Source organism: Streptomyces sp. NPDC048639 (genome assembly GCF_043199075.1).
Taxonomy (GTDB): Bacteria; Actinomycetota; Actinomycetes; order Streptomycetales; family Streptomycetaceae; genus Streptomyces.
In genome coordinates this window covers 109,260-127,347 of the sequence record NZ_JBICVP010000001.1, presented here as the reverse complement: position 1 = coordinate 127,347, position 18,088 = coordinate 109,260, and the positions used below count along the sequence as shown (strand labels likewise).

The window sequence follows — 18,088 nt, the reverse complement described above, 5'->3', positions numbered from 1 at the left end:
GCGCACCCCGCTCCCGCTCCCGCTCCCGCGCACCCCGCTCCCGCTCCCGCTCCCGCGCATCCGCTCCCGCTCCCGCGCCTCCGCGCCTCGCGTACCCCGCGTACCCCGCGTACCCCATGCACCCCGTCCGCCTCGCGCCTCGCCCAGCCCCGCCTCCCCAACGCCTCCCGCCGTCCGTACGCTCGTCTCTCAACGTCCGCCGCACGCGACCCGCTGTCACCCCACGCCAGTAGGGTGAGTTACATGGCCGACCCCAGCAGCTACCGACCCAAGCCGGGACAGATCCCCGACTCGCCGGGGGTCTACAGATTCCGCGACGAGCACCGGCGCGTGATCTACGTCGGGAAGGCGAAGAGCCTCCGCCAGCGGCTCTCCTCCTACTTCCAGGATCTCGCCGGGCTGCACCCGCGCACCCGCACCATGGTCACCACCGCTGCCTCGGTCGAGTGGACGGTTGTCTCGACCGAGGTCGAGGCGTTGCAGCTCGAGTACTCCTGGATCAAGGAGTTCGACCCGCGGTTCAACGTCAAGTACCGGGACGACAAGAGCTACCCGTCCCTCGCCGTCACGCTGGGCGAGGAGTTCCCCCGCGTACAGGTGATGCGCGGACCCAAGCGGAAGGGCGTGCGCTACTTCGGCCCGTACGCCCACGCCTGGGCGATCCGCGAGACGGTCGACCTGATGCTGCGGGTCTTCCCCGTACGCACATGCTCCGCCGGGGTGTTCAAGCGCTCGCACCAGATCGGCCGGCCCTGCCTGCTCGGGTACATCGGCAAGTGCTCCGCGCCGTGCGTCGGCCGGGTCACCCCCGAGGAGCACCGTGAACTGGCCGAGGAGTTCTGCGACTTCATGGCCGGCCGTACCGGAACGTATCTGCGCCGCCTCGAGAAGCAGATGCACGAGGCCTCCGAGGACATGGAGTACGAGAAGGCGGCCCGCCTCCGGGACGACACGGAGGCACTGCGCCGCGCGATGGAGAAGAACGCCGTCGTGCTCGCGGACGCCACGGACGCCGACCTGATCGCGGTCGCCGAGGACGAACTCGAGGCCGCCGTCCAGATCTTCCACGTCCGCGGCGGCCGGGTCCGCGGCCAGCGTGGCTGGGTCACCGACAAGGTGGAAGCCGTCGACACCGCGGGACTCGTCGAGCACGCCCTCCAGCAGCTCTACGGAGAGGAGACCGGCGAGGGCGTCCCCCGCGAGGTGCTGGTCCCCGCCCTCCCCGACCCCGTCGAACCCGTCGCGCAGTGGCTCGCCGAGCACCGCGGCTCCAATGTCAGCCTGCGCATTCCGCAGCGCGGCGACAAGAAGGACCTGATGGCGACGGTGCAGCGCAACGCCCAGCAGGCGCTCGGGCTGCACAAGACCAAGCGCGCCTCGGACCTCACCACTCGCTCCCGCGCGCTGGAGGAGATCGCCGAGGCCCTGGAGCTGGACTCCGCCCCGCTGCGCGTGGAGTGCTACGACATCTCCCACCTCCAGGGTCAGGACGTCGTGGGTTCCATGGTCGTCTTCGAGGACGGGCTGGCCCGCAAGAGCGAGTACCGGCGGTTCCAGATCAAGGGACGCGTCGGGGACGAGCAGGTCTGGCACGGCGAGGGCCAGGACGACGTACGGTCCATGCACGAGGTCGTCAGCCGGCGGTTCCGCCGCTATCTGCTGGAGAAGCAGAAGACGGGGGAGTGGGACGAGGAGCCGGGCGGCGAGGTCGAGGCGGACACCGAGGGCGTGCCCGGTGGGCCCGTGGACCCTGAGACGGGAAGGCCGCGCCGGTTCGCCTACCCTCCGCAGCTCGTGGTCGTCGATGGCGGGAAGCCGCAGGTCACAGCGGCCCAGCGGGCCTTGGACGAGCTGGGCATCGACGATGTGGCCGTCTGCGGCCTCGCCAAGCGGCTCGAAGAGGTCTGGCTGCCGGACCAGGACGACCCGGTCGTCCTTCCGCGCACCAGCGAAGGGCTCTACCTTCTGCAGCGGATCCGGGACGAGGCGCACCGGTTCGCCATCGCCTACCAGCGCGGCAAGCGCGGGAAGCGGATGAAGGCCGGACCTCTGGACTCCGTCCCGGGGCTGGGCGAGTCCCGCCGCCAGGCGCTGCTCAAGCACTTCGGATCGCTGAAGCGCCTGCGCGCGGCGACCGTCGAGGAGATCTGCGAGGTGCCCGGAGTGGGGCGGAAGACGGCGCTGACGATCGTGGCGGCCCTGGCCGGCGCGGTGCCCGGCGCGCCCGCGGTGAACACCGCGACAGGAGAGATCATTGAAGATGAGAGCGCGGACGGGATCGCGGCCCCCGCGTCCACCGCGTCCTCATCCTCATCCGAACAGGGGCAGGACAGATGACCGGCATTGACGGAGACGGAGCACAGGTGAGTACGGGCACGACGGCCGAGGGCGGCGCCGAGGAGGCGGCCATCCCCGAGCTGGTGATCATCTCCGGCATGTCCGGCGCGGGCCGCAGCACCGCCGCCAAGTGCCTGGAGGACCTGGGCTGGTTCGTGGTCGACAACCTGCCGCCCGCCCTCATCCCGACCATGGTGGACCTCGGGGCCCGCTCGCAGGGCAATGTCGCCCGTATCGCCGTCGTCGTGGACGTCCGCGGCCGCCGCTTCTTCGACAACCTCCGCGAATCGCTGGCCGCCCTGGACTCCAAGAGCGTCAAGCGCCGGGTGATCTTCCTGGAGGCGTCGGACGAGGCGCTGGTCCGGCGCTTCGAGTCCGTCCGCCGCCCGCACCCCCTCCAGGGCTCGGGCCGCATCGTCGACGGCATCGCCGCCGAGCGCGAGCTGCTGCGCGAGCTGCGCGGTGACGCCGACATCGTGATCGACACCTCCAGCCTCAACGTCCATGAGCTGCGCGCCAAGCTGGACGCCCAGTTCGCGGGGGACGAGGAGCCGGAGCTGCGCGCCACGGTGATGTCGTTCGGCTACAAGTACGGTCTGCCCGTCGACGCCGACCTCGTCGTCGACTGCCGCTTCCTCCCCAACCCCCACTGGGTTCCGGAGCTGCGGCCCTTCACGGGCCTGAGCGCCGAGGTGTCCGGCTATGTGTTCAACCAGCCCGGCGCCAAGGAGTTCCTGGACCGCTACGCCGAGCTGCTCCAGCTCATCGCCACCGGCTACCGCCGTGAGGGCAAGCGGTACGTGACCATCGCCGTGGGCTGCACCGGCGGCAAGCACCGCAGCGTCGCCATGTCCGAGAAGCTCGCCGTCCGCCTCGCCGCCGAGGGTGTGGAGACCGTCATCGTCCACCGTGACATGGGGCGCGAGTGACGCCCGGCAGGCCCTCGCGGCTGGGCCGCGTACGGCGGCTGGTCCCCGAGCGCAGGGCGGACGGCACGAGCCGCGCCCCGGCCCGTACCCCCGCCCGTACGTTCCGCAAGCGCGGCGCGCAGCCCAAGGTGGTCGCGCTCGGCGGCGGCCAGGGCCTGTCCGCCTCGCTCGCCGCGCTGCGCCGCATCACCGGCGATCTGACCGCCGTCGTCACCGTCGCCGACGACGGGGGTTCCAGCGGCCGGCTCCGTGACGAGCTGGGCGTGCTGCCGCCGGGCGATCTGCGCAAGGCGCTGGCCGCGCTGTGCGGCGACGACGAATGGGGCCAGACCTGGGCCCGGGTCGTCCAGCACCGCTTCGCGAGCGAGGGTGATCTGCACGGCCACGCCGTCGGCAACCTGTTGATCGTCGCCCTCTGGGAGCAGCTCGGCGACCACGTCAGGGCGCTGGAGTGGGTGGGCCGACTGCTCGGCGCGCACGGCAGGGTGCTGCCGATGTCCGCCGTGCCGCTCGAACTTCAGGCGCTGGTCCTCGGCCACGATCCGGAGTTCCCCACCGAGGTCACGACCGTACGGGGCCAGGCCACGGTCGCGCTCACCCGCGGCGAGGTCCAGTCCGTCCACCTCGTGCCGAGCGACCCGCCCGCCGTGCCCGAGGCGGTCGAAGCGGTCCTCGACGCGGACTGGGTGATCCTCGGACCGGGCTCCTGGTTCTCGTCCGTGATCCCCCATCTGCTGGTGCCGCAACTGCTCGACGCGCTCACCGAGACCAAGGCCCGGCGGGTGCTGTCGCTGAACCTCGCGCCGCAACCCGGCGAAACCGCCGGCTTCTCCCCGCAGCGTCATTTGGAGGTTTTGGCCCGACACGCCCCTAAACTCGCCTTCGACGTGGTGCTGGCCGACGAGGCCGCCGTCCCCGACCGGGACAGCCTGATCGACGCCGCCGAACGACTCGGCGGGACGGTCGAGCTGGCTCCGGTGGCCTCGGCTCAGAGCGTCTCCCAGGCCGGTGGCTCCGGGGGAAGCTCTCCGAGGCACGATCCGGAGCTGCTGGCGGCCGCGTACGACCGTATTTTTCGGATGCATGGAAGGATCGGCCCATGGCGATGACGGCAGCGGTGAAGGATGAAATCTCCCGGCTCCCCGTCACCCGTACCTGCTGCCGGAAGTCGGAGGTCTCGTCGATCCTGCGCTTCGCGGGCGGACTGCACCTTGTCAGCGGCAGGATCGTGATCGAGGCCGAACTGGATACGGGCATCGCGGCCCGGCGGCTGCGCAAGGACATTCTCGAGATCTTCGGACACGCCTCCGACCTCGTGGTGATGGCTCCCGGCGGACTCCGCCGCGGCAGCCGCTACGTGGTGCGGGTCGTGGCAGGAGGCGACCAACTGGCCCGGCAGACCGGCCTTGTGGACGGCCGCGGCCGTCCCATCCGGGGCCTGCCGCCGCAGGTGGTCTCCGGCGCGACATGCGACGCGGAGGCGGCCTGGCGCGGCGCCTTCCTCGCGCACGGCTCCCTCACCGAGCCCGGCCGGTCCTCCTCCCTGGAGGTCACCTGCCCGGGCCCGGAGGCGGCGCTGGCGCTGGTCGGCGCGGCCCGACGGCTCGGCATCGCGGCCAAGGCCCGCGAGGTGCGCGGAGTGGACCGGGTGGTCGTACGGGACGGTGACGCGATCGGCGCCCTGTTGACCCGTCTCGGGGCGCACGAGTCCGTACTGGCGTGGGAGGAGCGGCGGATGCGCCGCGAGGTGCGCGCCACGGCCAACCGCCTGGCCAACTTCGACGACGCCAACCTGCGCCGTTCGGCGCGTGCGGCGGTCGCGGCGGGCGCCCGGGTGCAGCGCGCGCTGGAGATCCTCGGCGAGGACGTGCCGGAGCACCTGGCGGCCGCGGGGCGGCTGCGGATGGAGCACAAGCAGGCGTCGCTGGAGGAGTTGGGGGCGCTCGCCGACCCGCCGCTCACCAAGGATGCCGTGGCCGGCCGTATCCGCCGGCTGCTCGCCATGGCCGACAAGCGGGCGCAGGACATCGGGATCCCGGGCACGGAATCGAACCTCACCGAGGAGATGGCCGACGGCATGGTCGGCTGACACCGCCTCACATCTCGGGCCGGGGACGACCGCAGTCGTCCCCGGCCCGCTTCATGTCCGTGGTCGGAACCGTGGTCCACGCGCTATTGACATGATCATGTGGCGTCACAAGTCTGTCGTCCGCTCACCCGCACACAAAGGTGGCGGACAACAGCAAGGGGGGCTCATGAGACGCAGAGCGAGACCGATCCTCGCAGCGGTTTCACTGCTGCTCGGCGGACTGGCAGCGGCACCCGCCGCCCAGGCGGACCCGGGCACCGGCGGCGGCGACACGCTGACCGCATGGACGGCCGAAGTCACCAAGGCACAGATCCCGCTCCTCCTCGAGGCCGGCGCCGACGGCCACGAACTGGGCGAACGGGCACCGGACAAGGGCACCACCGAGGTCGAACTGTTCCTCACCGGACGGCAGGCGAAGCAGCTCAGGAGCGACGGGGTCGACCTGACCCGGCGCTCCCTCTCCGAGCGGAGCGAGAAGCGGCTCGCGGCCGCGGGTGACGGCGTGTTCCGCCCGTACAGCGGCGACGACGGCATCGGTCGGGAGATCCTCGAGACCGCGCGGGAGCACCCCTCCCTCACCAAGGTCGTCAGCATCGGCAGGACCGTGAAGGGCCAGGACATCCTCGCCGTCAAGGTCAGCAAGGGCGCGGACCGCACCCGGGACGGCGCCAAACCGTCCGTGCTGTACGCCTCCAACCAGCACGCCCGTGAGTGGATCACCCCGGAGATGACCCGGCGGCTGATGCACCACTACCTCGACGGCTACGGAACCGACCGCCGTATCAAGAAGATCGTCGATTCCACCGAACTGTGGTTCGTCATCTCCGCGAACCCCGACGGCTACGACTTCACCTTCACCCCCGGCAACCGCCTCTGGCGCAAGAACCTCCGCGACAACGACGGCGACGGAAAGATCGCCCCCGGCGACGGCGTCGACCTCAACCGCAACTTCGCCTACAAGTGGGGCTACGACAACGAGGGTTCCTCGCCCGACCCCGCCGACGAGACCTTCCGCGGCACCGCACCGATGTCCGAGCCCGAGACCAAGGCGCTCGACCGGTTCGAGAAGCGCATCGGCTTCGAGTACGGCATCAACTACCACTCCGCCGCCGAACTGCTCCTCTACGGCGTGGGCTGGCAGGTCGCCACCCCCACACCGGACGACGTCCTCTACAAGGCGCTCGCCGGCACCCCCGAGAACTCCGCGATACCCGGCTACCGCCCCCAGGTCTCCTCCGAGCTCTACACCACCAACGGCGAGGCCGACGGCCACGCGGCCAACGTCAACGGGATGATGATGTTCACCCCGGAGATGTCGACCTGTGCCAGCGCCTCCCGCGTCGACCCGAACGACGCCTGGAACCCCGCGGACTGCGAGTCCGGCTTCAACTTCCCCGACGACGAGAAGCTGATCCAGCAGGAGTTCGCCAAGAACGTCCCCTTCGCGCTCGCCGTCGCCGAGAGCGCCGCACACCCGGACCGGCCCTCCTCCCCGGTCGGCATCGACGCCCCGGACTTCACCCCCGACACCTTCACCACCTCCTACGCGCGCGGCGCCGACCAGGAGGTGTCCGTCACCGCCCGCAAGAGCGTGCGCGACAAGCAGCTCAACTACCGCATCGACGGCGGCCGTACCCACACCCGGCGCCTCGGCGCCTGGAAGGGCGGCGAGACCTACGGCGGTGAGGACAACCTCCGCTTCGACCAGTACCGCGCCGAGGTGGAGAACGCCGATCCGGGCGAGAAGGTCCGGGTCTGGTTCACCGGCCGCACCGCGAGCGGCAAGCGCACGGCGAGCGAGCCCTTCACGTACACCGTCGCCGAACGGCCGCGCGCCGACACCCTGGTGATCGCCGAGGAGGGAGGCACCGCCCCCGCCCGCCACGCCTCCGCGTACACCGGCGCGCTGGCGGCCAACCACCACAAGGCCGTGGTCTGGGACGTCGCCACACAGGGCGCGCCGCATGCCCTCGGCGTCCTCGGCCACTTCCGCACCGTCCTGTGGTACACCGGCGCGTCCGAGCCCGGCGGTACGACCCTCCTCGCGGTGCGCGACTACCTCAACGAGGGCGGCAGGCTCATCAACGCCGGTGAGAAGGCGGGCGGCAGCTCGCGCGTCGGCCGGGCCGCCACCGACGACTTCAGCCAGTACTACCTCGGCTCCGGAGGCCGGATCGCGCTGAAGAACCCTCCGGACTTCGCGGCCACCGGCAAGCTCGGTGCCACGAAGGCCGGGCTCGGTGACGCGCCGGGCAATCCGCTGGACGGCGCGGGCGCGTACACCGTCATCTCCGACGAACTGCCCCCGGAGGACTTCCCGCAGTTCCGCAGCGCGGCGGCGGGCGACTATCCGGGCGTACGCACCCCGTTCCAGCCGTACGAGGGCGACTGGTTCGCCGCGGCGAAGCACATCGACAACACCTGGACGCGGCTGACCCGCACCGTCGACCTGACCGGCACCCAGGCCTCGGCGGAGCCGGGCCTGGAGTTCATGCTCAGCTACGACACCGAGAGCGACTACGACAACGTGGTCGTGGAAGCACACACGGTGGGCCAGGACGACTGGACGACGCTGCCCGACGCCCGCGGCGGCACCGCGACCGACGTCCCTGCCGACTGCACCGAGGGCTTCTACGTCCGCGGGCACCCGTTCCTCGAGCACTACCTCACCGTCGGCGACGACGCGTGCACCGCCGAGGGCACCACGGGACGCTGGAACCGCTTCACCGGCGCCTCCGACGGCTGGCAGCCCGTGGCCTTCGACCTCAGCGGCTACGCGGGCGAGAAGGTCGAGTTGTCCGTCTCGTACGTCAGCGACCCCGGCACCGGCGGCCGCGGAGTGTTCGTCGACGACACCCGCCTCGTCACGGCCGGTGCCGCGCAGGGCGACGGAGGGTTCGAGACGGAGCTCGGGCCGTGGGCCGTACCCGGTCCGCCCGCGGGCAGCCCCGCGGCCGGCGCCGACTGGGCCCGTTCCCAGGAGTTGTTCCACTCCTCGGCCGCGGTGACCACACGCGACACCGTGCTCCTCGGGTTCGGACTGGAGCACGTACAAGGGGAGAAGGAGCGGTCCGACCTGGTGGGAGCCGCACTGCGCGCGCTGCGCCGCTGACCTCGCGATCGCAGGCCGTGTCCCCGGCCGCCCGATGTCACCCCACGCCTCCGAGAGGGGTAGGGTCGTGGGTGGTCGGGGACTTCCCATACAGCTCGCCGGAGTGCACACCGGCGCACCAACGAGGAGATCGGTTCGTGACGATCCGCGTAGGAATCAACGGCTTTGGCCGTATCGGCCGCAACTACTTCCGGGCGCTCCTGGAGCAGGGTGCGGACATCGAGATCGTCGGTGTCAACGACCTGACCGACAACGCCACCCTGGTCCACCTGCTCAAGTACGACACGATCCTGGGTCGGCTCAAGCAGGAAGTCAGCCACACCGATGACACCATCACGGTGGGTAACCAGACCTTCAAGACGATGGCGGAGCGCGACCCGGCCCAGCTCCCGTGGGGCGAGCTCGGTGCCGACGTCGTGATCGAGTCCACCGGCATCTTCACCAAGCGCGACGATGCCGCGAAGCACCTCGCCGCCGGCGCGAAGAAGGTCCTGATCTCCGCGCCCGCCAAGGACGAGGACATCACGATCGTCATGGGCGTCAACCACGACAAGTACGACGCCTCCAAGCACCACGTGATCTCCAACGCCTCCTGCACCACCAACTGCGTGGCGCCGATGGCGAAGGTCCTCGACGAGAGCTTCGGCATCGTCAAGGGCATGATGACGACGGTCCACGCCTACACCAACGACCAGCGCATCCTGGACTTCCCGCACAAGGACCTGCGCCGCGCCCGCGCCGCCGCGGAGAACATCATTCCGACCTCCACCGGTGCCGCCAAGGCCACCGCGCTGGTCCTCCCGCAGCTCAAGGGCAAGCTGGACGGCATCGCGATGCGCGTCCCCGTCCCGACCGGCTCGGTCACCGACCTCGTCCTCGAACTCGACCGCGAGGTCACCAGGGACGAGATCAACTCCGCCTTCCAGAAGGCCGCCGAGGGTCAGCTCAAGGGCATCCTGGAGTACACCGAGGACCCGATCGTCTCCTCGGACATCGTCAACTGGCCGGCCTCCTGCACCTTCGACTCGCAGCTCACGATGGTCCAGGGCAAGCAGGTCAAGGTCGTCGGCTGGTACGACAACGAGTGGGGCTACTCCAACCGCCTGGTGGACCTCACCACCTTCGTCGGCGGCAAGCTCTGATCGCTGCCCGCGGTACCGAGATGTAAGGGACAGGGCTCGAATGGCGCGAGGACGCGTCGTCCGGGCCCTGTCCTGTTGATCGAAGACGACACGGAGTCCCCATTGAAGACGATCGACGACCTCCAGGTCAGCGGCAAGCGGGTGTTCGTCCGCGCCGACCTGAACGTGCCGCTGGACGGCACCACCATCACCGACGACGGCCGCATCCGCGCCGTCCTGCCGACCCTCACCAAGCTCGCCGACGCGGGCGCCAAGGTGATCGTCGCCTCCCACCTGGGCCGGCCCAAGGGCGCCCCGGACCCGCAGTTCTCGCTCGCACCGGCCGCCAAGCGCCTGGCCGAACTCCTGGGCAAGGGCGTCGCGTTCGCCACCGACACTGTCGGTGAGTCGGCCCGTGCGACCGTCGCCGGGCTGGCCGACGGCCAGGTCGCGCTGCTGGAGAACCTGCGCTTCAACCCCGGTGAGACCAGCAAGGACGACGCCGAGCGCGGCGCCTTCGCCGACCAGCTTGCCGCCCTGGCCGATGTGTACGTGGGCGACGGCTTCGGCGCCGTCCACCGCAAGCACGCCTCGGTGTACGACCTCCCGGCCCGCCTCCCGCACGCCGCGGGGCTGCTCATCGCGGCCGAGCTGGCGGTCCTGAAGAAGCTCACCGAGGACGTCAAGCGCCCGTACGCCGTGGTGCTCGGCGGTGCCAAGGTCTCCGACAAGCTCGGGGTCATCGACCACCTGCTGGAGAAGGCCGACCGCATCCTCATCGGCGGCGGCATGGCGTACACCTTCCTCAAGGCCCAGGGGCACGAGGTCGGCAAGTCCCTGCTCCAGGAGGACCAGGTCCCTGCCGTGCAGGCGTACCTGCGGCGGGCGGAGGAGCGCGGTGTTGAGTTCGTCCTCCCCGTCGACGTCCTGGCCGCGCCCGAGTTCCCGGACCTGAAGACCAAGGCCCCGGCGAACCCCGCGGTCGTCCCCGCGGACGCCATCCCGGCCGACCAGGAGGGTCTGGACATCGGCCCCGAGTCCCGGAAGCTGTACGCCACCAAGCTCGCCGACGCCGCGACCGTCTTCTGGAACGGCCCGATGGGCGTCTTCGAGCACCCCGACTACGCCGAGGGCACCCGGGCCGTCGCCCAGGCCCTGATCGACAGCCCGGCCTTCACCGTCGTCGGCGGCGGCGACTCGGCCGCCGCGGTGCGCATCCTGGGCTTCGACGAGAGCGCCTTCGGCCACATTTCGACCGGCGGCGGCGCGAGCCTCGAGTACCTCGAGGGCAAGACGCTCCCCGGTCTCGCCGCGCTGGAGGACTGACCCTCCGGTGAGCGACGCGCGCGCGGCCGCACGGCCGCAGTTCCATACGAATCCCGCACCTCTGCGCCGCGCGGGCGGAGACGGCGGTATCTCCCGGGCGAATGCCCCGGCAGCGAATCCAGAAGGAGGGGCATGAGCACCCGCACCCCGCTGATGGCCGGCAACTGGAAGATGAACCTCAACCACCTCGAGGCCATCGCACACGTCCAGAAGCTCGCCTTCGCCCTGAGCGACAAGGACTACGAGGCGGTCGACGTGGCCGTCCTGCCGCCCTACACCGACCTGCGTTCGGTCCAGACCCTGGTCGACGGCGACAAGCTGAAGATCGCCTACGGTGCGCAGGACCTCTCCGCACACGACTCCGGTGCGTACACCGGTGAGATCTCCGGCCCGATGCTGTCCAAGCTCAAGTGCACCTACGTCACCATCGGTCACTCCGAGCGGCGGCAGTACCACGGCGAGGACGAGGAGATCGTCAACGGCAAGGTCAAGGCCGCTTTCCGTAACGGCCTGACTCCGATCCTGTGCATCGGCGAGGGCCTCGACGTCCGCAAGGCCGGCAACCAGGTCGCCCACACCCTCGCGCAGCTCGACGGCGCCCTCAAGGACGTCACGGCCGAGCAGGCCGCGACGATCGTCGTCGCCTATGAGCCGGTGTGGGCGATCGGCACCGGCGAGGTCGCCACCCCCGAGGACGCCCAGGAGGTCTGCGGGGCCATCCGCGGCCGTCTGGCCGAGCTCTACAGCCAGGATGTGGCCGAGGCGGTCCGGATCCAGTACGGCGGCTCGGTGAAGTCCGGGAACGTCGCGGCGATCATGGCGCAGCCGGATGTGGACGGCGCCCTGATCGGCGGGGCATCGCTGGACGTCGACGAGTTCGTCAAGATCGTCCGGTTCCGCGACCAGTAGGCCGACCAGCGAGTAGGCCGCAGGGCCTCCTCCGTCGTACCCTGTCGGGGGTCGGGTGGTGCGGACCGCATCAGGTCCCGTACCCGGCCCCCGGCTCCGCCGCCGCACCATACCGTCCGATTCGATTCCGAGTTTCCGAGAGAGTGGGTCCAGCCGTGACTGTTGGGTTCTCCATCGCCCTGATCGTCTTCAGCGGGCTGCTGATGCTGCTGGTGCTGATGCACAAGGGGAAGGGCGGCGGTCTCTCCGACATGTTCGGCGGCGGCATGCAGTCCTCCGTCGGTGGTTCGTCGGTCGCCGAGCGTAACCTCGACCGGATCACCGTGGTGGTCGGTTTGCTCTGGTTTGCGTGCATTATTGTCCTCGGTCTGCTGATGAAGCTGGACAGCTGACCTCCGTTGTCCGCACCACGTGCTCCGGCGGGCGCGGCCTATCATGATGTCGGCGTTCCGGGGGACGTCCCGGGGGCGGGTGTAACTCCTGTCACTGGACGCGCGTTGGGCCTTACGTAAACTGGGGCGCCTCGGGCAGCGGAGCTGCCGACCGAAGCTTTGCGGCACCATGACGCAGGGAGATACGACCGTGGCAAGTGGCAACGCGATCCGTGGAAGCCGGGTCGGAGCGGGGCCGATGGGTGAGGCCGAGCGTGGCGAGTCCGCGCCGCGTCTCCGCATCTCCTTCTGGTGCTCGAACGGGCACGAGACGGTCCCCAGCTTCGCCAGCGACGCGCAGATTCCCGAAACGTGGGACTGCCCCCGCTGCGGCTTCCCCGCCGGCAAGGACCGGGACAACCCGCCGGACCCGCCGCGCACCGAGCCGTACAAGACGCACCTCGCGTACGTACGGGAGCGGCGCAGCGACGCCGACGGTGAGGCGATCCTCGCCGAGGCGCTCGCGAAGCTCCGCGGCGAGATCTGACCGCCGGATTCCGGCTCCGCGGATCCGCGCGACACCATGACTTTCGGCCCGGCCGGGCAGCTTCTTCAGAGCTGCCCGGCCGGGCTGTTGCTTCTTCCCGAGCGGATGCCGCTTCTTCCGGAACACCCCGTGCCCGGCGCGGCCGGGCACGGGCCGTCCCTCCTCACCTCGATGAGTGTCATCGATTAGGTTGGGGCGGGCAGCGGGGACTACGCACGAGAAGAAAAGGGCTGATGTCGGAGATGAACGCAGCAGGCCGGACCAGGCTCGACCGGATGCCCGAGTGGATCGCGCTCGCCGAGCACCGGGAACGGCTGGGGGAGGTGTCGCTGCGTCAACTCTTCGCCGACGAGCCGGGACGCGGCGAGCGGTACTCCCTCCAGGTGGGCGACCTGTATCTCGACTACTCCAAGCACCTGGTGACGGACGAGACGCTCGCACTCCTGCGGGACCTGGCGGCGGCGACCGGTGTGGCCGACCTGCGGGACGCCATGTTCCGCGGCGAGAAGATCAATAGCACCGAGGGCCGCGCCGTGCTGCACACCGCCCTGCGCGCCCCGCGCGACGCGGTCGTCGAGGTCGACGGCGAGAACGTCGTCCCCAAGGTGCATGCCGTGTTCGACAAGATGGCGAGCTTCGCCGAGGCCGTCCGCTCGGGCAAGTGGGTCGGCTCCACAGGCGTACGCATCCGCAATGTCGTCAACATCGGTATCGGCGGCTCGGATCTGGGCCCCGCGATGGCGTACGAGGCCCTGCGGCCCTTCACCGACCGCTCCCTGACGGTCCGTTTCGTCTCCAACGTCGACGGCGCGGACCTGCACGAGGCGGTACGGGACCTGGACCCGGCCGAGACGCTGTTCATCGTCGCCTCGAAGACCTTCACCACCATCGAGACCGTCACCAACGCGGTCTCCGCCCGCTCCTGGCTCCTGGACGGTCTCAAGGCCGCGGACACCCGGCCGGAGGCGGGGGGAGAGTCCGCGGTGCCCTTCCACTTCGTCGCGCTCTCCACGAACGCGTCCGAGGTGAAGAAGTTCGGCATCGACCCGGAGAACATGTTCGAGTTCTGGGACTGGGTCGGCGGCCGTTACTCCTTCGACTCTGCCATCGGGCTCTCCCTGATGATCGCCATCGGCCCGGACCGCTTCCGCGAGCTGCTCGACGGATTCCACCTGATCGACGAGCACTTCCGGACCGCGCCGCCCGAGGCCAACGCCCCTCTGCTGATGGGCCTGCTCGGCGTCTGGTACGGCGACTTCCACGACGCGCAGTCGCACGCCGTCCTCCCGTACAGCCACTACTTGGCGAAGTTCACCGCGTATCTCCAGCAGCTCGACATGGAGTCCAACGGCAAGTCCGTGGACCGTCAGGGCCGTCCGGTGGACTGGCAGACCGGGCCCGTCGTCTGGGGCACCCCCGGCACCAACGGCCAGCACGCGTACTACCAGTTGCTGCACCAGGGCACCAAGCTCATCCCTGCCGATCTCATCGGCTTCGCCCGGCCGGTCAGGGAGCTGGCACCCGAACTCGCCGCCCAGCACGACCTGTTGATGGCCAACCTGTTCGCCCAGGGGCAGGCGTTCGCGTTCGGCAAGACCTCCGAGGAGGTACGGGCCGAGGGCGTCGCCGAGGAACTGGTGCCGCACCGCACCTTCCCCGGCAACCGCCCCACGACGACCATCCTGGCCAAGGAGCTCAGCCCGTCCGTGGTGGGCCAGCTCGTCGCGCTCTACGAGCACAAGGTCTTCGTCCAGGGCGCCGTGTGGAACATCAACTCGTTCGACCAGTGGGGCGTCGAACTCGGCAAGGTGCTCGCCAAGCGCATCGAACCGGTGCTCACCCAGGGCACCGGCATCGACTCCCTGGACAGCTCGACGGCCGCGCTCGTCTCCACCTACCGCTCGCTGCGCGGGCGTTAGGATCCTGCCGCCCGCACACGCGACGGCCCCCGCACCGGTGTGCGGGGGCCGTCGCGCGTATGAAGCCGTCAGCGCCTCAAGGCGAGGAGGGCGGGTAGAGCCCCCGCGGCAACTGCGACGCCGCGGCCGCGTCCAGCAGCCACAGCGTGCGCCTGCGCCCGTACGCCCCGGCCGCCGGCGCCTGCACCTCGCCCGCACCGGACAGGGCGATCGCGGCCGCCTTCGCCTTGTCCTCGCCCGCGGCGAGCAGCCATACCTCGTTCGCGGAACGGATCGCCGGCAGCGTGAGCGAGGTCCGGGTGGGCGGCGGCTTGGGCGCACCCCGTACGCCGACGACGGTGCGCTCGGTCTCCCGTACCGCCGGCATCTCGGGGAAGAGCGAAGCCACATGGGTGTCCGGACCGACCCCCAGCAGAAGGACGTCGAAGCGTGGCACCGACGCATGGTTCTCGGGCCGTGCCGCGGTGGCCAGTTCGGTGGCGTACGCCTCCGCCGCGGCCTCCACATCGGCCCCGTACGGCCCGTCCGAGGGCGGCATCGGGTGCACCCGCTTCGGGTCGAGCGGCACCGCGTCGAGCAGCGCCTCCCGCGCCTGGGTGATGTTGCGGTCCGGGTGGCCCTCGGGCAGGAACCGCTCGTCGCCCCACCACAGGTCAAGGCGCGGCCAGTCCACGGCGTCGCGGGCCGGGGACGTGGCGAGCGCGGCCAGCAGGCCGTTGCCGTTGCGGCCGCCGGTGAGCACCACGGACGCGGAACCGCGCGCGGACTGCGCGTCCACGATCTTGGTGATCAGCCGGGCCGCGGCGGCCTCGGCCATCACAGCCTTGTCGCGGTGGACGACGACCTGGGGGGTGCTCACGAGGCAGTCGCCTTCCGGGCCGTGGCCTTCTTCCTCGGCTGGGCGGGCTGCTTGGCCTCACTGCCGGACCCGGCCTTGTCGCCGGTGCCCGCCGACGGTGTTCCGGTACCGGCTTCTATGACCTTCCGGCCGGGCTTGGTCTCCCCGAACCTGACCGTGTCCGCGTACATGTCGTCCGGATCCAGCCGCCGCAGCTCCTCCGCGATCAGCTCGGAGGTGTCGCGGCGGTGCAGCGCCACGTGCCGGTCCGGCTGGCCCGGCATCGCCAGCTCGGCCAGCGAGCCGTCGGTCCGGTCCAGGTGGATCGGCCCGTCGGTGGTCTCCAGGCGTACGGCCGTCACTCCGGGGCCCTCCGACATCTCCCGCTCGACCGGCACACCGAGCCGGTGGCAGAGCCAGAGCGCGAGGAGTTCGTTGCTCGGGTTGTACGCCTCGCCCTCGACCACGGCGGAGGTGATCGCCGAGTGCCGCTGGTCCAGCGCCGCGGCCAGCACGCTGCGCCACGGCGTGATCCGCGTCCACGCCAGGTCCGTGTCGCCGGGGCTGTACGTACGGGCGCGCAGCGCGAGCGTGGCGACCGGGTCCTCGGTGGCCGCCGCGTCGGTGATACGGCGCTGCGCGAGCTTTCCGAGCAGGTCCTCGGCGGGGTGCTCGGGGGAGTCGTCCGGCCACCACACGACCACCGGAGCGTCGGGGAGCAGCAGGGGCAGGACGACGGAGTGGGCGTGGTTGGCGAGTTCGCCGTGCAGCCGCAGCAGCACCGTCTCACCCGTGCCGGTCTCACCGCCGACCCGTACCTCCGCGTCCAGACGGGCCATCTTCCGGTCGCGCGGCGAGCGCCCCGGCCGCTTGATGACCACGAGGATCCGGGAGGGGTGCTCCCTGGATGCCTCGCTCGCGGCCTTCAGGGCGTCGTAGTGGTTCCCCTCGTCCGTGACGATGACGAGGGTGAGCACCATGCCGACGGCCGGGGACCCTATGGCCCGGCGCGCCTTGACCAGGGAGGCGTTGATCTGGCTGGAGTTGGTCTCCGTGAGATCGATCTTCATGGCCTGCGCCAGGACCTTCCGTCGCGTGCGAGCATCTCGTCGGCCGCCTTCGGCCCCCAGGTGCCGGCGGTGTACTGCTCCGGCCTGCTGTGCTTGTCCCAGTACTGCTCGATGGGGTCCAGGATGCGCCAGGACTCCTCCACCTCCTGGTGGCGGGGGAAGAGGTTCGCATCGCCGAGGAGCACATCGAGGAGCAGCCGCTCGTACGCCTCCGGGCTGGACTCGGTGAAGGACTCGCCGTAGGCGAAGTCCATCGTCACGTCCCGGAGCTCCATGGAGGTGCCGGGCACCTTGGAGCCGAACCTGATGGTGATGCCCTCGTCCGGCTGAACCCGGATGACCAGGGCGTTCTCGCCCAGCTCCTGGGTGTCGGAGGTGTTGAAGGGGGAGTGCGGGGCGCGCTGGAAGACCACCGCGATCTCGGTGACCCGCCGGCCGAGGCGCTTGCCGGCGCGCAGATAGAACGGGACGCCCGCCCAGCGGCGGTTGTCGATCTCCAGCCTGATCGCGGCATAGGTATCGGTCCGCGAGTCGGGGCTGATGCCGTCCTCCTCGAGGTAGCCGAGGACCTCGACGCCGCCCTGCCAGCCATGGGCGTACTGGCCGCGCACGGTGTGCTTGTCCAGGTACTGGGGCAGCTTGACGCCCTTGAGGACCTTCAGCTTCTCGGTGACCAGCGCCTTGGCGTCGAAGGAGGAGGGCTCCTCCATGGCCGTCAGCGCCAGGAGCTGGAGCAGGTGGTTCTGGATCACGTCACGGGCGGCGCCGATGCCGTCGTAGTAGCCGGCCCGGCCGCCGATGCCGATGTCCTCGGCCATCGTGATCTGCACATGGTCGACGTACGACCGGTTCCAGACCGGCTCGAACATCGTGTTGGCGAAGCGCAGGGCCAGGATGTTCTGGACCGTCTCCTTGCCCAGGTAGTGGTCGATCCGGAAGACGTCGGAGGGCCGGAAGACCTGGTGGACGACCTGGTTCAGCTCCTGCGCGCTCGCCAGGTCGTGGCCGAAGGGCTTCTCGATGACGGCACGCCGCCAGGACTCGCCGGGCCCCTCCGACAGACCGTGGGTCTTGAGCTGCTGGACGACGGTGGGGAAGAACTTCGGCGGGACGGACAGGTAGAAGGCGAAGTTGCCGCCCGTGCCGCGCGCCTTGTCCAGCTCTTCTATGGTCGACTTCAGCCGCTCGAAGGCCGCGTCGTCGGAGAACTGGCCGGGCACGAAGCGGAAGCCCTCGGCGAGCTGCTGCCAGACCTCCTCGCGGAACGGGGTCCTGGCGTGCTCCTTGACCGCGTCGTGAACGACCTTCGCGAAGTCCTCGTCCGACCAGTCCCGTCGGGCGAAGCCGATCAGGGAGAAGCCCGGGGGCAGCAACCCGCGATTGGCCAGGTCGTAGACCGCGGGCATCAGCTTCTTACGGGACAGATCGCCCGTGACGCCGAAGATGACCAGGCCGGACGGCCCCGCGATCCGCGGGAGCCGCCGGTCCTTCGGGTCGCGCAGCGGGTTGCCGCTGGTCAA

General features: G+C 70.4%; 14 protein-coding genes. 11 read left to right on the top strand and 3 right to left on the bottom strand.

From position 1 onward, the window contains the following. The first annotated feature begins 243 nt into the window (after positions 1 to 243). The 11 genes from uvrC (at position 244) to pgi (ending at position 14,660) form a co-directional block, all read left to right on the top strand. On the top strand, positions 244 to 2,337 hold the full coding sequence (gene uvrC, locus ACGFNH_RS00600; protein ID WP_393650771.1) for an excinuclease ABC subunit UvrC: 2,094 nt from the start codon (positions 244 to 246) through the stop codon (positions 2,335 to 2,337). After that, positions 2,334 to 3,266, top strand: coding sequence for an RNase adapter RapZ (gene rapZ, locus ACGFNH_RS00595; RefSeq protein ID WP_393650770.1), 933 nt, complete (start codon positions 2,334 to 2,336; stop codon positions 3,264 to 3,266). The genes uvrC and rapZ overlap by 4 nt, the downstream gene beginning before the upstream one ends. Continuing rightward, a complete protein-coding gene (gene yvcK / locus ACGFNH_RS00590) occupies positions 3,263 to 4,375 on the top strand; it encodes a uridine diphosphate-N-acetylglucosamine-binding protein YvcK (RefSeq protein ID WP_393650769.1) in 1,113 nt (370 codons plus the stop codon). The genes rapZ and yvcK overlap by 4 nt, the downstream gene beginning before the upstream one ends. Next, positions 4,366 to 5,355: a DNA-binding protein WhiA gene (whiA, locus tag ACGFNH_RS00585; protein ID WP_393650768.1), complete on the top strand. Its 990-nt coding sequence runs from the start codon at positions 4,366 to 4,368 to the stop codon at positions 5,353 to 5,355. Before yvcK ends, whiA begins: the two co-directional genes overlap by 10 nt. A 166-nt stretch (positions 5,356 to 5,521) precedes the next feature. Continuing rightward, positions 5,522 to 8,467 (top strand): M14 family zinc carboxypeptidase, encoded by a 2,946-nt coding sequence (locus ACGFNH_RS00580; RefSeq protein WP_393650767.1) that lies wholly within the window; start codon positions 5,522 to 5,524, stop codon positions 8,465 to 8,467. 137 nt (positions 8,468 to 8,604) lie between these two features. Beyond that, the gene (gap, locus tag ACGFNH_RS00575) at positions 8,605 to 9,609 is read left to right on the top strand and encodes a type I glyceraldehyde-3-phosphate dehydrogenase (RefSeq protein WP_393650766.1); all 1,005 of its coding nucleotides are present in this window, start codon (positions 8,605 to 8,607) and stop codon (positions 9,607 to 9,609) included. 102 nt (positions 9,610 to 9,711) lie between these two features. Continuing rightward, positions 9,712 to 10,914, top strand: coding sequence for a phosphoglycerate kinase (locus tag ACGFNH_RS00570; RefSeq protein WP_393650765.1), 1,203 nt, complete (start codon positions 9,712 to 9,714; stop codon positions 10,912 to 10,914). A gap of 132 nt (positions 10,915 to 11,046) precedes the next feature. Next, positions 11,047 to 11,823: a triose-phosphate isomerase gene (gene tpiA, locus ACGFNH_RS00565; RefSeq protein WP_393650764.1), complete on the top strand. Its 777-nt coding sequence runs from the start codon at positions 11,047 to 11,049 to the stop codon at positions 11,821 to 11,823. Between the two features lie 155 nt (positions 11,824 to 11,978). After that, on the top strand, positions 11,979 to 12,215 hold the full coding sequence (gene secG, locus ACGFNH_RS00560) for a preprotein translocase subunit SecG (RefSeq protein WP_393650763.1): 237 nt from the start codon (positions 11,979 to 11,981) through the stop codon (positions 12,213 to 12,215). 190 nt (positions 12,216 to 12,405) lie between these two features. Then, positions 12,406 to 12,741 carry an RNA polymerase-binding protein RbpA gene (locus ACGFNH_RS00555; RefSeq protein WP_079101126.1) on the top strand — a complete coding sequence of 112 codons (336 nt, stop codon included), beginning with the start codon at positions 12,406 to 12,408 and terminating at the stop codon, positions 12,739 to 12,741. Positions 12,742 to 12,983: 242 nt separating this feature from the next. Then, on the top strand, positions 12,984 to 14,660 hold the full coding sequence (pgi, locus tag ACGFNH_RS00550) for a glucose-6-phosphate isomerase (protein ID WP_393651455.1): 1,677 nt from the start codon (positions 12,984 to 12,986) through the stop codon (positions 14,658 to 14,660). Positions 14,661 to 14,736: 76 nt separating this feature from the next. Here the strand turns inward: pgi and pgl are convergent, their stop codons facing one another. From pgl to zwf, 3 genes are read right to left on the bottom strand one after another with little or no spacing between them, the layout of a single operon-like run. Continuing rightward, a complete protein-coding gene (pgl, locus tag ACGFNH_RS00545) occupies positions 14,737 to 15,519 on the bottom strand; it encodes a 6-phosphogluconolactonase (protein WP_393650762.1) in 783 nt (260 codons plus the stop codon). After that, on the bottom strand, positions 15,516 to 16,568 hold the full coding sequence (opcA, locus tag ACGFNH_RS00540) for a glucose-6-phosphate dehydrogenase assembly protein OpcA (protein ID WP_393650761.1): 1,053 nt from the start codon (positions 16,566 to 16,568) through the stop codon (positions 15,516 to 15,518). The genes pgl and opcA overlap by 4 nt, the downstream gene beginning before the upstream one ends. Next, complete coding sequence (gene zwf, locus ACGFNH_RS00535; protein WP_393650760.1) at positions 16,565 to 18,088, bottom strand: glucose-6-phosphate dehydrogenase; 1,524 nt, start codon at positions 18,086 to 18,088, stop codon at positions 16,565 to 16,567. The genes opcA and zwf overlap by 4 nt, the downstream gene beginning before the upstream one ends.

Excerpts from the sequence above, each read along its gene's own strand:
- opcA (WP_393650761.1), bottom strand. The coding sequence starts at position 16,568 with ATGAAGATCGATCTCACGGAGACCAACTCCAGCCAGATCAACGCCTCC.
- whiA (WP_393650768.1), top strand. The coding sequence starts at position 4,366 with ATGGCGATGACGGCAGCGGTGAAGGATGAAATCTCCCGGCTCCCCGTC.
- rapZ (WP_393650770.1), top strand. The coding sequence starts at position 2,334 with ATGACCGGCATTGACGGAGACGGAGCACAGGTGAGTACGGGCACGACG.
- uvrC (WP_393650771.1), top strand. The coding sequence starts at position 244 with ATGGCCGACCCCAGCAGCTACCGACCCAAGCCGGGACAGATCCCCGAC.
- ACGFNH_RS00580 (WP_393650767.1), top strand. The coding sequence starts at position 5,522 with ATGAGACGCAGAGCGAGACCGATCCTCGCAGCGGTTTCACTGCTGCTC.
- tpiA (WP_393650764.1), top strand. The coding sequence starts at position 11,047 with ATGAGCACCCGCACCCCGCTGATGGCCGGCAACTGGAAGATGAACCTC.
- pgi (WP_393651455.1), top strand. The coding sequence starts at position 12,984 with ATGAACGCAGCAGGCCGGACCAGGCTCGACCGGATGCCCGAGTGGATC.